Below are 15,362 nucleotides of genomic sequence, written 5' to 3' on the forward strand. Positions count from 1 at the left end.
CGGTGGCGCCGGCCAGCTGGAGGACATGACGACGAGTGAGGTGTTCCATGGGACCTTCCGAGTCGGCGACGGCCCGGGACAGGGCGGTGCGCGTCGGGCACCGAGGGGCCTCGCCGTGGGGGACGGGGACAGCAGTGCACCGCACCCCCCGCGAGAGCGTCAAGTCGCCGGGACCCCCTCCGGACGCGTCACCGGACGTGACCCCGATGGGCCACGTCCGGTGTCACGGACCGTGTCACCTGCCGTCAGCGCGGCGTGCGGCAGGTGCCTGCGGCGGGGCCCGTCAGGGCACCGTCACGGTGCGGCTCGCGGTGCTGCTGCGACCCCAGTTGTCGGTCACGGTGAGCACGACGGTGTACGTGCCGGCGACCGCGTAGGAGTGCGACGCGTTGGCGGTCGTGCTGGCCGCGGTGTTGTCGCCCCAGCTGTAGGAGTACGACCTGATGCCCCCGTCGGTGTCCGTGGTGCCGGCGCTGTTGGTGGCGCAGACCAGGCCCGTGCAGCTGGTGGTGAAGGTCACCGTCGGGGCGTTGTTGCCTGCCGGCTCCTCGATCGTCACGACCTTCGACAGCGTCGCGCTCTTGCCCCAGACGTCGGTGACCGTGAGCGTCACCGTGTAGCTGCCGGGCAGGGCGTAGGTGCGCGAGGGGTTCGCCGCGGTGCTGGTCGCCCCGTCGCCGAAGGCCCATGCGTAGCGGACGGTGTCGCCCTGCGGGTCCGACGTGCCGGAGCTGTTGAACGCGCACGTGGTGAACGACAGGCAGCTCGCCGTGAACTGCGGCACCGGGGCGGTGTTGCCCGCGGGCTCGGCCAGGACCACCGTGCTGGTCGTCGAGGCCGCCTTGCCCCAGCCGTCGGTCGTGGTGAGCGTGATCGTGTACGTGCCGGGGCTGGCGTAGGTGTGCGCAGCCGGCGCCGCACCGGTGCTGTTGGGCGTGCCGTCACCCCAGCTCCACGCGTAGGTGATCACGTCACCGGTGTTGGGGTCTGCCGTCCCCGCGCTGCTGACCGAGCAGGTGGTGCCCAGGCAGCTCTTCGCCAGGACGGGCACCGGTGCGGCGTTGCCGGCCGGCTCCGTGATGGTCACGTTCTGCGCGACCGTCGTGGCCGAGACCTGCCACTCGTCCTTGACCGTCAGGGTGACCGGGAAGGTGCCCGGGGCGGTGAAGGTCTTGGTCGGCAGCGGGCCGCTCGCCGTGCCCTGGGTGCCGAAGCTCCAGGTGTAGGTGAGCGCCGCGGTGTTCTCGTCGGTCGACCCGCGTCCGTCGAAGGTGCAGACGTTCTGGTTGCACGAGTAGGTGAAGCTCGGCACCGGCGGGGTGTTGGTCGGCTGGGTCACCACGATGTTCGTCGAGGTCCGCGGCGGCGACATCACCTGGTTGTGGACGTCGACCGACTGGACGATGACGCTGTAGGTGCCCGCGGGGATGACCGGCGTCGTGTAGGAGTAGTTCGACCCGACGCTGCCGGGGCTGTTGAGGAACGCCGTGCGGAAGCTCGGCGTGGTGCTGGTGAAGGTGCCGGCCGAGCTCATGTACTGGCCCGCCGCGTTGACGATCGCGACCTGCACGGCGGAGATGCCGGCGTACTGGTCGGGGGCGTCCTCGGCCCGTCCGGTGACCACGATCTTGCCCTGGTCGAAGGTGGACCCGCTCACCGGCTGGCCGAGGGTGTCGGACAGCGTGGGCAGCCCGTCGCCCGGGTAGACCTGGTAGCTGGCGCTCGCCGGGCTCGCGTCCTGCTGGGCGTGGGCGGCGTCGAAGGCCGTCGCGGTGAAGCGCCAGTTGCCGCCGGTGGGCAGGGTGATCGTCGGCAGCGACCAGGTGGTGGACGTCGCGCCGGGGCTCGCCAGCGTGGCGGTCCGGTAGGCGACGGTGGACGACATGGTGCCGTTGGCCTGCAGGTAGCGACCGGTGTCGCGGTCCTGCAGGGTGACCCGCACCTGGTCGACCCCGAGGTCGTCGACGGCCGTGCCCTGGAGGTTGACCACGAGGGAGCGGTCGGTGGGCGGCGTGAACGCGATGGTCGTGTCGGGCGGCAGGTCACCGGCGAACTGGGCGTTGAGCGTCAGGCGCCCCTGGTTGGTCGAGGACGTCGTGAGGTCCTCGTCGTCGGTGGCGCGCACGGTGAAGCTGTAGGACCCCGGCGAGAGGTTGAACGGCGTGGTCCAGCTCCAGTTGTAGTTGGACCCGCTGATGTCGACCGGCGAGATCCGGCAGTTGCCGGCGCCGACGGTCGTGCCCCAGGTGCAGTCGCTGCCGAGGTTCTCGCCGGTCGAGGTGTTCCGGAGGCCGATCTCGACGTTCTTGAGGCCGGCGTCGTCGGTCGCGGTGCCGGAGAACGTGACCCGGCTGCCGGGCTCGACCGTCACGGCCGGCACGGCGAACGGCGGGGTCATCTCCACCGGGGTGCTGATCTTCACCGTCGGCGCCACCGAGGTGGAGTCGACGCGGAAGTCGCGGGTCGCGCTGCGGAGGTCGGCCTGGCCGGTGGTGTCGATCGCGGTGGCGCTGGCCCTCCAGATGCCCTCGTGCGGCAGGGTGACCTCGTAGGACCAGGTGGCGCTGGTCGCGCCGACCACGTCGGGCTGGCCCCGGAAGGTGTTGTAGATGTCGTCGACGGTGCCGTCGTTCTGCAGGTAGCGGCCCGCCTCGTCACGGAACCAGTACGTCAGGGAGTTGACGCCCTTGTCGTCGTTGGCCGTGCCGGTGACGGTGAAGGTCGTCGAGGTCTGGACGCCGCTCGGGCCGGTGATGTTGGTGGTCGGCGTCTGGTCGTCGGTGCTGAACGACTCGAACTTCTTCGTCGCCGGCGTCGTGTCGGCCGTGCCGCCCGTCGCCGTGGTGAAGGCCGTCGCCGTCACGACCATGTTGCGGTTGGTCGTGATCGTCGCCGGGACCGACCAGCCCCGGGTGGTCCCGGTGCCCGACAGGGTGGCGTTGAGCGTGTTGGAGCCGGTGCCGAAGGTGGTGAACGCCGTCCCGTTGTCCTGGAGGTACTGGCCGGAGTCGCGGTCGCGGATCGAGACCTGGACCCGGCCGACCGTGCCGGTGGCGACGCGGGCGGTGCCGGAGAAGGTGTAGGGCGCGTTGTTGGCGACCACGCGACCCTCGATGGGGGTGTCGATCGCGGTGTCGGGCAGCGCCGGCGGGTAGGTCTCGGTGGTGAAGTCGTAGAAGGCGACCCGGCCGGTGCGCACACCGCCCTGGAACATGCCGTCACCGCCGATGAACAGGCCGCGGGAGGTGGCCTCCATCGCCTTGTTGCCCTCGAACGAGTTCGAGCCGCCGGTGGGGTTCCACTCGATGCCGCGACCCGTGGTGGTGCTGAGCGCCGCGATGTGGTCGCGTCGCACGACCGCGTCGCCGAGGCCGTAGCCGGCGAGGCCCTGGCCGGTGCCGTAGCCGACGTTGGTCAGGCCCGCGTAGCAGGGCTCGGCCGGGCACGAGGTGGGCGACTCGACGAAGCTGAAGTGGCCGCCGACGTAGACGGCGTTCTCCGTGATCGCCACCGAGTAGATCGAGTCGAACTGGCGCGAGATCCACAGCTCGTCGACGTCGTCGTTCTGCAGGGCGGCCGCGGTGAGCGGGTAGGCGACGGCGGTGTCGCTGATCGGCGGGGCGTCACCGCCCGAGCCGGACGTGACGACGAAGTAGGAGTCGTCGGGCGCGACGTCGGCGCAGCAGATGCGGGTCACGCCGCCGACGCGGGCGAGGTTCTCGTCCCACAGGCGGGTGCGGAAGGGCAGCAGCTGCTTGCTGGCGGTGTCGATGATGCCGACCCCCAGGCGGTCCTGGCCGGCGATCTGACGGCCGGTGTGCACGACGATGAGCTCGGAGTTGTCGTGGGTCAGCTTGAGCTGCGGGACGCCGAGCTGGCCGTTGACGCCGATGCCGCCGGACAGGTCGTTGGAGAAGCCGGTGTCGACGGCGCCCGAGGCGGCGTTGACGGCGGCGAGGCCGCTCTTCAGCACGCCGTTGACCCGTGAGAACCGGCCGCCGACGTAGAGCGTGGAGTTGGTCGCGGCGAGCGACTGGACCTGGTTGTTGGTGCTGTTGGAGAACCCGAACGTGGACAGCGGCGCACCGGTCGTCAGGTTGAGGCTCGCGACCTTCTGGGCGGCCACGCCGTTGACGGTGTTGAACGAGCCGCCGACGAAGAGCTTGGTGCCGTCCGGACTGGCCTCGACGGCCGCGACGCCGCCGTTGAAGGTCGGGCGGAACTGCGCGTCGACCAGGCCGGTCGTGTAGTTGTAGCTGGCCAGGTTGGCCTGGTTGTAGGTCGTGGTGTTGCCCGACGCGTTGTTCTGGATCGAGGTGAAGCTGCCCGCGATGAAGACGCGGTTGAGCTGCGGCACGACCTCGATGTCCCAGATCTCGCCGTTGCTGATCCGCGGGGTGTTGCTGCGCGGGGTGCTCGGCACGAGCCGGGTGTGGCCGGGACGGGGCTGGTCGCCCGCGCCGCCCGTGCCGCCGCCGACGGTCACGTTGACCGTGCGCGTGGTGGTGGCGGTCAGGCCCTGGTTGTCGGTGACCGTCAGGCTGATCGTCTTGCTGCCGCTGGTCGTGTAGGTGTGGGTGGTCGACACGCCGGTGCCGGTGGTGCCGTCACCGAAGCTCCAGGCGTACGACGCGATCGTGCCCGGGGCGGTGTCGGTCGAGGCGGACGCGTCGACCGTGCACGTGGCGGTGGGGCACGCGGCGGTGAACGAGGCGACCGGCGCGACGTTGGGGCTCGCGGCCTGGTCGGCCTGCAGGACCACCGTCCACATCGTGGCCTTGGCGCTCGACACGGCGCTGGTGGCGGTGCGGCTCGGGCTGGTGCCCACGCCGGCGGGGGCGTTGTCGTCGGAGGCGACGGCCGCGATCCGTCCCGAGCCGATGCCCGCGACGACCGAGCGCTGGGTCTGGCCGGCGGGCAGCGTCCAGCCGTTGGTCTCCTGGCCGTACTTGTCGGCCCAGTAGGACACGACGTAGGACCCCGCGGTCGCCACGGCGGCGCCGGGGGTCGCGTGCGCGGCCTTGGCCGGGTTGGTCTCGGCCGCGGAGGCGACGGCGGCGACCGGGTCGGCGGCCGTGCCGTCGTAGGCCAGCAGCGTCATCGAGCTCTTGGCGGTCTGCGACAGCGTCACCGCGGCGTTGCGCCCGGCGTCGCCGGTCGCGGCGACCCTGCTGTAGAGCGTCGTCTCGGTGTCGACGTTCGAGAGCCGGGTGCCCTCGAGCGTCCACCCCGCGGGAGGGGTGAGCGTGACGTCGGTGTTGGTGGTGACGAACAGCAGCATGCCGTCCGAGGCCTGCACCGAGGCGGGGATGGTCACCCGCGCGGTGGTCTGGTTCCACGCCGCCTGCGCGGACGCTCGGAAGCTGATCGTGTCCGCTGCCGTCGACGGGGTCGCCGTGGTGACGATCCCCACCAGGGCGGCCACGAGGGCCCCCACCGACGACAGGGCGACCGTGCGCCGCCTGCGTCCCTGCTGCTGTGCCTTCATGCCGCACTCCCTCGAAGAGCCGTGTCGTCAGGCCCGCTCACGGCACGAGGTGTCGAGGCGCGGACGGGTGTCGTCGGCAACGTAAGGACGCCCGGCCCCGGCCCCGGTGCCGTCGGCGGCTTATCACCGAAATCAGGGAGCGACCCCGCTCCGGGCGGTCGGGGGCCCGGCGCACGCGGTCAGATGGGGCCGCTCGCCGTGCACCGGGTGCGGACCGAGCGCGGCAGAACAGGGGCGGCCCGTGGGCGACGTGGTGACGACGACCTTCCTCTCCGTCGTGGCGGCCGGCTTCGTCGTCGGCATCGTCGTGGGCCTGACCGGCATGGGCGGGGGCGCGCTGATGACCCCTGCGCTGATCTTCCTCGGCGTCGGGGACGCCCCCACCGTGGTGACCGCCGACCTGACGGCGGCCGCGATCTACAAGTCGGGCGGCGCGATCGTGCACAAGCGCGAGGGCTCTCCCGACCTCCGCCTGGCCGGCTGGCTGGTGCTCGGCTCGGTGCCGACCGCGCTGCTCGGCCCCCACCTGATCAGCTGGCTCTCCCCGCCCGGCGACCTCGACCGGGTCCTCAAGCTGTGCATCGGGTTCGCCCTGCTCTTCGCCGCGCTGACCTATGCGCTGCGGCTGTGGGTCAACCTGGTCCGGATGCGCCGCGGCGTGGCGACCGAGGAGCACCCCGCCGTCCGGCCGGTCCCGACGCTCCTGGTGGGTGCGCTCGGCGGCCTGCTCGTCGGCGTCACCAGCGTGGGCTCCGGCTCGGTCATCATGATCGCGCTGCTCATGCTCTACCCCGGCCTGTCCGCCGTCCGGCTCGTCGGCACCGACCTCGTCCAGGCCGTCCCCCTCGTGCTCGCGGCCGCGATCTCGAACATCGCCCTGCACGGCCTCGACCTCACCGTCACCGTGCCCCTCGTGCTCGGGTCGGTGCCCGGCACGGTCCTCGGCAGCCTCGCCGCCCCGCGGGTGCCGCAGTCGGTGGTGAGGCGCGGCATCGTCGTCGTGCTGACCATGTCGGGCGTGGCCCTGCTCGACAAGGCCGGGTGGGCGCCGCTGGGCGCCGGCGACGACGACGTGCACCCCCTGCTGGTCGCCCTCGTGGGGCTGGTGATGGTCGCGGCCGTCCCGCTGGTCTGGGGCCTGCTCCGCCACGCCGCGGGGCTCCCGGTCTTCGGCGCGCTGTCGACGGAGCAGGTAGAGGACCCGGCCTACCGCCCGGGCGGGTGGCGGGTCGGCGCGAGCGTCGCGGCCCCCGCGCCCGACGAGCTGCCGGACCGCCTACCCAATGGTGGCTAGACGCCTGCGCCAGGCGCCCACGAGGGGCGCGCGTCGGCTCTGATGACGCCGGGGTGGTCCGGCGACGGACCTGCCGCGTGGCTCTCGGCCCCCTCACCGCACCCCAGGAGGACCCCGTGCTGATGCGCCGGCTGACCGCACTCGTCACCGCACTCGCGACCACCCTCGTCACCGCCCTCGCCATGGCGCTGCCGATGATCGCGCTGACCGCCGTGGAGGCGGGGGCCGCCCCGCCCGCGGCGAACCGGATGCCGGGCGACGTGCCGAGCAAGAAGACCCCCTGGGTCCTCGACGGCGAGGTCTCCAAGATCGTCCAGGTCGGCAACACGATGATCGCCGGCGGTCTCTTCACCCAGGTCGCCGACCCGATGAACGGCACGCCCTACACGCGGCAGAACCTCTTCGCCTTCGACGCCACGACCGGGCTGGTCAGCCAGACCTTCAACCCCACCGTCGACGGCCAGGTGCAGCAGCTGATGCCCGGCCCGACTCCCGGGACGGTCTACGTCGCCGGCGACTTCACCAAGATCAACGGCAAGGGCCCCAACCACCTGCAGCTCCTCGACGTGACCACCGGGCAGGCGGTGTCGTCGTTCAAGGCGCCGTCGACCAACGGCGGCATCGAGACCATGGAGCTCCTCCCGGGCAACCGGCTGTTCATTGGTGGCTTCTTCACCAGGATCAACGGGGTCGCCCACGGCCAGCTCGGCACGCTCGACGCCACGACCGGCGCGCTCGACCCCTTCCTGGACCTCACCGTCGACGGGCACCACAACAACTCCGGCTCCGGGGCGCAGGCTCCCATCGGCATCCGCGAGTCCGGGGTCACCCCGGCCGGCGACCGGCTGGTCGTCGTCGGCAACTTCCGCACCGTCGGCGGGCTGGCCCGCGACCAGATCGTGATGATCGACCTGACGGGCACCACCGCCGTGGTCTCGCCCGACTGGTACACCTCGCGCTACTCCCCCATCTGCTCCCCGCGGGCCTTCGACAGCTACATGCGCGACGTGGAGATGTCGCCCGACGGGTCGTTCTTCGTCGTCGCGACCACCGGCGGCCCCAACGCGGGCACCCTGTGCGACACGGCGTCGCGCTTCGAGACCTACGCGGTCGGCACCGCCCTCCAGCCCACCTGGGTGACCAACTCCGGCGGCGACACCCTGTGGGGCGTCGAGATCACCCGGTCCGCGGTCTACGTCGGCGGCCACAACCGCTGGATGAACAACCCCAACGGTTCCGACAAGGCCGCGCAGGGCGCCGTGCCGCGGCCCGGGCTCTCGGCCCTCGACCCCCAGACCGGCGTCCCGCTGAAGTGGAACCCCGGTCGCAACCCCCGCGGCGAGGCGGCCTACGAGATCTACGAGACCGACGCCGGCATCTGGGTCACCAGCGACACCGACTGGATCGGCGACCGCCGCTACCAGCGCCCGCGCATCGCCTTCTTCCCCTACTCCGAGGGCTACGACACCGCCTCGAAGGCCACCGGCTCGCTGCCCGGCAACGTCTACGTCGGCGCCCCGCTCACCTCGAGCAACGTGCTCTACCGCGTGAACGCCGGCGGCGCCGCGATCGCCTCGACCGACAACGGGCCCGACTGGGCCGCCGACAACAGCGCCACCAGCGCGTACCACAACACCGGCAGCACCACCGCGACCTGGAGCGCTCTGTCCTCCACGTCGCTGGTCAACGTGCCCGCCTCCACGCCGCTCGGCATCTGGACCCAGGAGCGCAACGACCCGACCGGCGGCAACGAGATGCAGTGGACCTTCCCGGTCCCCTCCGGCACCAGCGCGCAGGTGCGGCTCTACTTCGCGAGCCGCTCGACGAGCACCCGGCGGTTCAACGTGCTCATCGACGGCGTGACCAGGCTGTCGAGCTACGACCCCAACGTCGACCCGGGCGTCAACAAGGGCACGATGAAGTCGTTCGACATCACCAGCGACGGCACCGTCAACATCGACTTCACCCACACCGCGTTCGGCAACCCCGAGGTCAACGCGATCGAGATCGTCAACACGGCCGCGCCGTCCAACGCCGGTGTCGCCAAGGTGCTCTCCTTCGACGGCACGTCGGTCACCTCGCAGGGCACCGTCAGCACCGGCTCGTTCGACTGGAGCAACGTCCGCAACGCGGTCATGGTGGGCCGCACCCTCTTCTACGGCCAGACCGACGGGATGCTCTACCGCCGCCCGTTCGACGGGACCAGCTTCGGAGCACCCACCGCGGTCAACCCCTACCTCGACCCGCTGTGGAGCAGCGTCGAGACGGGCAGCGGCCCGGTCGGGCAGACCTACGCCGGCGTGCTGCCGACCTGGTACACCCAGCTCAGCACCGTGACGGGCATGTTCTACTCCGACGGCCGCATCTACTACACGCGCAGCGGCCAGACGTCCCTGTTCTGGCGCTGGTTCTCCCCCGACAGCGGCGTGATCGGCGGCGTGGAGAACACCGTCGCCGGGGGCAACATCAGCTGGGCCAGCACCCGGGGGATGTTCCTCGACGGCAGCACCCTCTACGTCGTCAGCTCGACCAACGGCCAGCTGTTGAAGATCGGCTTCACCGGGGGCGCCCCGACCGGCACCTCGTCGGTCGCCGACGCCACCACCGACTGGCGCGGACGTGCGGTCTTCCTGGCCTCCGTCCTGCCCAACACCGCACCCACCGCCCGCTTCACCTCCAGCTGCACCGGCGTCTCCTGCAGCTTCGACGCCGGCACCTCCACCGACGGCGACGGCACCGTGTCGTCCTACGAGTGGACCTTCAGCGACGGCGACGAGGCCGGCGGACCGACGCCGCAGAAGGACTTCGCCGGGTCCGGCACCTACGACGTGACCCTGACCGTCACCGACGACGGCGGGCTCTCGACCAGCACCACCCAGCAGGTCACGGTGGTCAGGCCCAACGTCGCGCCGACCGCCGACTTCACCATGACGTGCACCTACCTCGTGTGCGACCTGGACGCCACCACGTCGAGCGACAGCGACGGCACGGTCGACGACTACGCCTGGGACCTCGGCGACGGGACGCACGCCACCGGCGCGACCCTCAGCCACACCTACGCCTCCCCCGGCACCTACACCGCGACGCTCGTGGTCACCGACGACGACGGGGCCACCGACGACGCCTCGACCGTGCGGGTCCTGGTGGCCGCGCCGGCGCCCAGCACCGTCTCCTACGTCGGGGGCGCCGCCAACCAGGGCAACGTCTCCACCCCCAACGTCACCACGCCGTCGACGGTCTCGGCCGGCGACCGGCTGGTCATGGCGCTGACGCTCAACTCGTCGAGCCGCGCGCTCGGTGCGCCCACCGGCGTCACCGGGTGGACCGTCCTGGGCACCACCACCTCCGGCAGCATGCAGACCCGCCTCTACAGCAAGGTGGCTGCGGCGACGGACGCCTCGAAGAAGGTGACGGTGCCGCTCGACGCGGCCGCCAAGTACACGATGACGGTCGCCGACTACTCCGGCGTGCGCTCGGGGGCGCTCGTCGTGGCCGACCTGGCCGAGACCGTGAGCCGTGCCGGCCACCCGACCCCGCTCGTCGACGCCCCCGCCGGCTCGTGGGTGGTCTCCTACTGGGCCGACAAGTCCGCCGCCACGACCGGCTTCGCCCTCCCGGGCTCGGTGACCGGGCGCCAGGCAATCTGCTCCACCGGCACCGGCCACGTGTGCAGCACGTGGGCCGACTCCGGCGCCGCGGTGCCGACCGGGCAGTACGGCGGCCTGGTGGCCACCGCGGACACCGCCAACGCCACGGCCACCACGTGGTCGGTCGTGCTGCGCACCGTCGAGCCCAACCAGGCGCCGACCGCCGCCTTCACCTCGTCGTGCACCAGCGCCGCGTGCGACTTCGACGCGACGACCTCGAGCGACGCCGACGGGTCCGTCGTGTCCTACGCGTGGGACTTCGGTGACGGCGCCACCGCCACGGGCCGCACCCCGAGCCACGACTTCGTGACCAGCGGGACGCGCCAGGTGACCCTCACCGTCACCGACGACGAGGGCGCGAGCGGCTCGGTGGTGGTGCCGGTGCAGGTCACGCGCACCAATGCGCCGCCCACCGCAGCCTTCACTGCCACCTGCCGCTACCTCGTGTGCAGCTTCGACGCGTCGGGCTCGGCCGACGCCGACGGCACCGTGGCCTCCTACGACTGGGCCTTCGGCGACGGCACCACCGAGACGACCACCGGGCCCACGACGACCCACACCTACGCCGCGGGCGGCTCCGTCGTGCCGGGGCTGACGGTGACCGACAACGACGGCGGCACGGCCTCGACCACGCGGACCCTCGCGCCCGTCGCCATCCGCCCGATCGCTCTCGTCGGCAGCACGGTCAACCAGGGCAACGTCTCCACCCCCAACACGCTCGTCCCGGCCGGCACGTCGGCCGGCGACCGGATGGTGCTGGTGCTCTCCCTCAACGACGCGACGCGGGTGCCGGGCGACCCGAGCAGCGGCGTCACGGGCTGGACGCTGGCCGACAGCGTGACGTCGGGGACGATGCGGACGTTCGTCTGGACCCGCACGGCCGCCGCGGGCGACGCCGGCAAGACGGTCAGGTTCGCGATGGACGCCGCCGCCAAGTACACCCTCACCCTGGCCACCTACAGCGGCGACATGCTCGCCCCGCAGGTCGTCGGCGCCGCCGAGACGGTGGTCCGGGCCGGGCACACCACCCCGACCGTCCAGGCGGGCGCGGGCGACTGGGCGGTCTCCTACTGGGCCGACAAGTCCTCGGCGACCACCGGGTTCGCCCTCCCCGGCGGCGTGACCCAGCGGCAGGCGATCTGCGGCAGCAACGCCGGTCGCATCTGCAGCGTGCTGGGCGACTCCGGCGGCCCGCTGCCGGACGGCCCCTTCGGCGGTCTGACCGCCACCGCCGACGGCACGTCCGGCGCCGCCACGGCGTGGACGATCCTGCTCCGGCTGGACCGCTGAGATGACGACCGGGAGGGTCGCGACCGACGTCCTGCACCGCATCGGGGCGGGGGCGGCCGCGGCCCTCCTGCCGTTCGCCGCCCTCGTGGCGCCGGCGGCCGGCTTCGCGGCGGCGCCCACCGCGGCTCCCGCTCCGGCACCCGCCGCGGCGCTGGGCGTCGCGCCCGCCGGCGTGCCGTGGACCTGGGGCGGCAACGGCTTCGGCCAGCTCGGTGACGGCACCACCACGGCCCGGCCGGCTCCCGGGCCGGTCAGCGGTCTCGGCGACGTCGTCGACCTGCACGGCGGTCGCGAGCACGTGGCGGCGCTGCGCTCCGACGGCACCGTCTGGACGTGGGGCAGCAACCAGCAGGGACAGCTCGGCACCGGCGGCTCGGCGAACCTGGCCTCGCCGACGCGGGTGCCCGGCCTCACGAACGCGAGCGCCGTCGAGACCGGTCACAACCACACCGTCGTCCTCCTCGCCGACGGCACCGTGCGCACCTTCGGCCTCAACGCCGACGGACAGCTCGGCGACGGCACCACCACCCTGCGCCGCAGCCCCGTCACCGTCAGCGGCCTGTCCGACGCCGTCGCGGTCGCCGGCGGTCGCGACATGAGCTACGCACTGCGCGCCGACGGCACGGTCGTCGGGTGGGGGCGCAACGACGAGGGCCAGCTCGGTGACGGCACGCTCGTCCGGCGCACCACGCCGGTGCGGATCGGCTCCCTCACCGGGGTCGTCTCCGTCGCCGGCGGACGCGACCACGGGCTCGCCCTCCGCGGTGACGGCAGCGTCTGGGCGTGGGGCTCCAACGACTACGGGCAGGTCGGCGACGGCACGACGACCGACCGCACCTCCCCCGTCCAGGTCGCCACCGGCGTGGCCCAGGTGATCGCCGGCGCCCACCACTCCTACGCCCTGCGCACCGACGGCACCGTGCTGGCGTGGGGGCGCAACTACCGCGCCAACCTCGGCGACGGCACCACCACCAACCGGTCACGCCCGGTCGCCGTGCGCGCCCTGTCGTCCGTGGTCTCGATCGGCTCCGGGCGCGACACCGGCGTCGCGGTCCTCGCCGACGGCCGGGTGATGGCCTGGGGTGCCAACGACACGGGCCAGGTGGGTGACGGCACGACCACCAACCGGTCCACCCCGGTCGTGGTCCCGGGCGTCTCGGGCGCCACGCTCGCCGGCGGTGGCGGGCAGGAGTACACGACCGTCCTCGTCGGCACGGGGCCGCCCCCGCCCAGCGACCCCGACGCCACCTTCACCTCGACCTGCCAGGGGCTGTCCTGCACCTTCGACGCCAGCGGGTCGCGCGATCCCGACGGCGGCGCGCTGACCGCGCGCGCGTGGTCCTTCGGCGACGGCTCCGGCGGCTCGGGCACGACGACGGCCCACACCTACGCGGCGGCCGGCTCCTACGACGTGACCCTCACGGTCACCGACGACGAGGGCGCGACGGCGACGGCGGTGCGGACGGTGGTCGTGGCCGACCAGCCGCCGCCGACCGGGCCGGTCTGGCGTGCGTCGTCGACCTCGGACTCCAGCACCTCACGCCCGCAGGTCGGCGTGCCGGCCACCGTGCAGGCCGCCGACCGGCTGGTCCTGGTGGTGACCACCAACCGGGCCGCGACCCTCACCACCCCCAGCGGCTGGACGCTCGTCTCGACCGTCTCCGACGGCACCGACCTCCGGTCGTGGGTGCTCAGCCGGACCGCCGGCACGGCGCTGCCGGGCACGACGCTGAGCCTGGCGCTCGACGCGACCTCCAAGACCAGCCTGGTCCTGCTCGCCTACGCCGGCGCCGGCGCGCCCAGCGCGGTCGGGCGCGCGGAGACGGACTTCACCGCCACCCACAGCGCGCCCGCGGCGACCGTCGTCCAGGCCGGGTCGGTGGTGCTGCGCCACTGGGCCGACAAGAGCGGCACCGCCCACGGCTGGACGCTCCCGGGCACCCTCACGCCGCGCGCGGCGACCACCGGCAGCGGCTCGGGCCTGCTGACCACGACGGCCGGCGACCAGACCGGCGTACCGGCCGGGACGGCACCGGCGGTGTCCGCCACCGCCGGGCTCGCCTCGGGACGTGCGCTGGCGTGGACGGTCGTGCTGCCGCCCGCCTGAGGCGGGGCGGTGCGTGGTCAGGAGTTGAAGCGCTGCTGGGTCTTCTCGAGGCCGTCGGTGATGAGCGACTCGACGGCGTCGGCGGCGTCGGAGACCTGGAAGGGCAGCTCCTTGCGCTCGACCGTCGAGTAGTTCGACAGCACGAAGTCGGCGACGTCCTGCCGGCCCGGCGGGCGGCCGATGCCGGCGCGGACCCGGTGGAAGTCGCCGGTGCCGAGGGAGGAGCGCATCGACCTCAGGCCGTTGTGCCCGTTGTCGCCGCCGCCGAGCTTGACGCGCAGCGTGCCGAAGGCGATGTCGAGCTCGTCGTGGATCGCAACGACGTGGTCGGGCGCCACCTTGTAGAAGGTCGCCAGCGCCTTGACCGGCCCACCCAGCTCGTTCATGTAGCTGCGCGGGCGGGCCAGCACCACGCGCGGGCCGCCGAGCGACAGCCGGCCCTCGACGACGTCGGCGCGACCGGACTTGTGGGAGCGGAAGGGCGAGCCCATCCTCGAGGCCAGCTCGTCGGTGACCATGTAGCCGATGTTGTGGCGGTGCCCCGCGTAGGACGGGCCGGGGTTGCCGAGACCGACCACCAGCCACACGTCGGAGGTGGGGGCGTCACTCACGTCGTCATCCTTTCATCCGCCGAGCGGGCTCGTGTGCACCGGCACGGGGCGCCGAGTGGGCGCGTGTGCACCGCGAGACGACGCCGAGTCGGCGCGTGTGCACCGGCACGGGGCACCGAGTGGGCGCGTGTGCACCCCGAAATGACGCCGAGTCGGCGCTCGTGTCCCGGTTGCCCTGGTCACGAGCGCCGACTCGACGGGGTCAGCAGGCGCAGAGGCGCCGGGTCACTCCGAGTCGGAGGCCTCGCCGGACTCCTGCGCGGCGTCCTCGGCCTGGGCCTCGTCCTGCGCCTCGGCGATCTCGTCCTGCGACGGGTCGTGCTCGATGCCGGCGTCGGCCTCGGCCTCGGCGAGCTCGGCCTCGAGGGCCTCGGCGGAGATCTGCTCGGTCACGTTGATGATGAGCAGCTCCTCGTCGGCGAGGAGGGTGACGCCCGAGGGGAGGTCGAGGTCCTTGGCGAGGACCTGGGTGCCGGCGGCAGCGCCCTCGACGGAGACCTCGAAGACCTCGGGGATGTGGGTGGCCTCGGCCTCGACGGAGACGACGGCGTTCTCGGTCACGACCAGCGTGTCCGGGCCGGCCTCGCCGGTGACGTGCACGGGGACGTCGACGGTGACCTTCTCGCCGCGCTTGACCGAGACGAAGTCGACGTGCTCGATGACGCGGCGGATCGGGCCGACCTGCACGTCCTTGGTGAGGGCGAGCTGCTCGGCGCCGTCGATCTCGAGGGCGAGCAGGGCGTTCGCGCCGCCGTGCTTGAGGGCCATCATGGTCTGGTGGCCGGGCAGGATGACGTGGGTCGGCTCGTTGCCGTGGCCGTAGACGACGGCGGGGATCTTGTTCTCGCGGCGGATGCGGCGGGCCGCGCCCTTGCCGAACTCGGTGCGGGACTCGGCGACGATCTTCTCGGGGGCAGACATGGGA

At 72.7% G+C, this 15,362-nt stretch carries 6 protein-coding genes; 3 read left to right on the top strand and 3 right to left on the bottom strand.

Annotation, left to right across the window (positions count from 1 at the left end):
- Positions 1–283: 283 nt before the first annotated feature.
- Positions 284–5,488, bottom strand: coding sequence for a PKD domain-containing protein (locus ACFFJG_RS05915; RefSeq protein ID WP_378517673.1), 5,205 nt, complete (start codon positions 5,486–5,488; stop codon positions 284–286).
- A 241-nt stretch (positions 5,489–5,729) separates the two neighbouring features.
- Here ACFFJG_RS05915 and ACFFJG_RS05920 point away from each other — a divergent pair, with 241 nt between their 5' ends.
- The 3 genes from ACFFJG_RS05920 to ACFFJG_RS05930 all read left to right on the top strand — a co-directional run bounded on the left by ACFFJG_RS05920 (position 5,730) and on the right by ACFFJG_RS05930 (position 13,826).
- Positions 5,730–6,782 carry a sulfite exporter TauE/SafE family protein gene (locus ACFFJG_RS05920; RefSeq protein WP_378517674.1) on the top strand — a complete coding sequence of 351 codons (1,053 nt, stop codon included), beginning with the start codon at positions 5,730–5,732 and terminating at the stop codon, positions 6,780–6,782.
- A 77-nt stretch (positions 6,783–6,859) separates the two neighbouring features.
- On the top strand, positions 6,860–11,719 hold the full coding sequence (locus ACFFJG_RS05925; RefSeq protein ID WP_378517675.1) for a PKD domain-containing protein: 4,860 nt from the start codon (positions 6,860–6,862) through the stop codon (positions 11,717–11,719).
- Between the two features lies 1 nt (position 11,720).
- Positions 11,721–13,826 carry an RCC1 domain-containing protein gene (locus ACFFJG_RS05930; protein WP_378517676.1) on the top strand — a complete coding sequence of 702 codons (2,106 nt, stop codon included), beginning with the start codon at positions 11,721–11,723 and terminating at the stop codon, positions 13,824–13,826.
- Positions 13,827–13,843: 17 nt separating this feature from the next.
- Here ACFFJG_RS05930 and pth read toward each other — a convergent pair whose 3' ends face one another.
- Together pth and ACFFJG_RS05940 are read right to left on the bottom strand one after the other, a co-directional pair.
- Positions 13,844–14,437, bottom strand: a complete 594-nt coding sequence (gene pth, locus ACFFJG_RS05935) for an aminoacyl-tRNA hydrolase (RefSeq protein WP_378517677.1) — start codon at positions 14,435–14,437, stop codon at positions 13,844–13,846.
- Between the two features lie 225 nt (positions 14,438–14,662).
- The gene (locus ACFFJG_RS05940; protein WP_378517678.1) at positions 14,663–15,358 is read right to left on the bottom strand and encodes a 50S ribosomal protein L25/general stress protein Ctc; all 696 of its coding nucleotides are present in this window, start codon (positions 15,356–15,358) and stop codon (positions 14,663–14,665) included.
- Positions 15,359–15,362 lie beyond the last annotated feature (4 nt).

Source organism: Nocardioides zeicaulis (assembly GCF_042432345.1).
Lineage (GTDB): Bacteria > Actinomycetota > Actinomycetes > Propionibacteriales > Nocardioidaceae > Nocardioides > Nocardioides zeicaulis.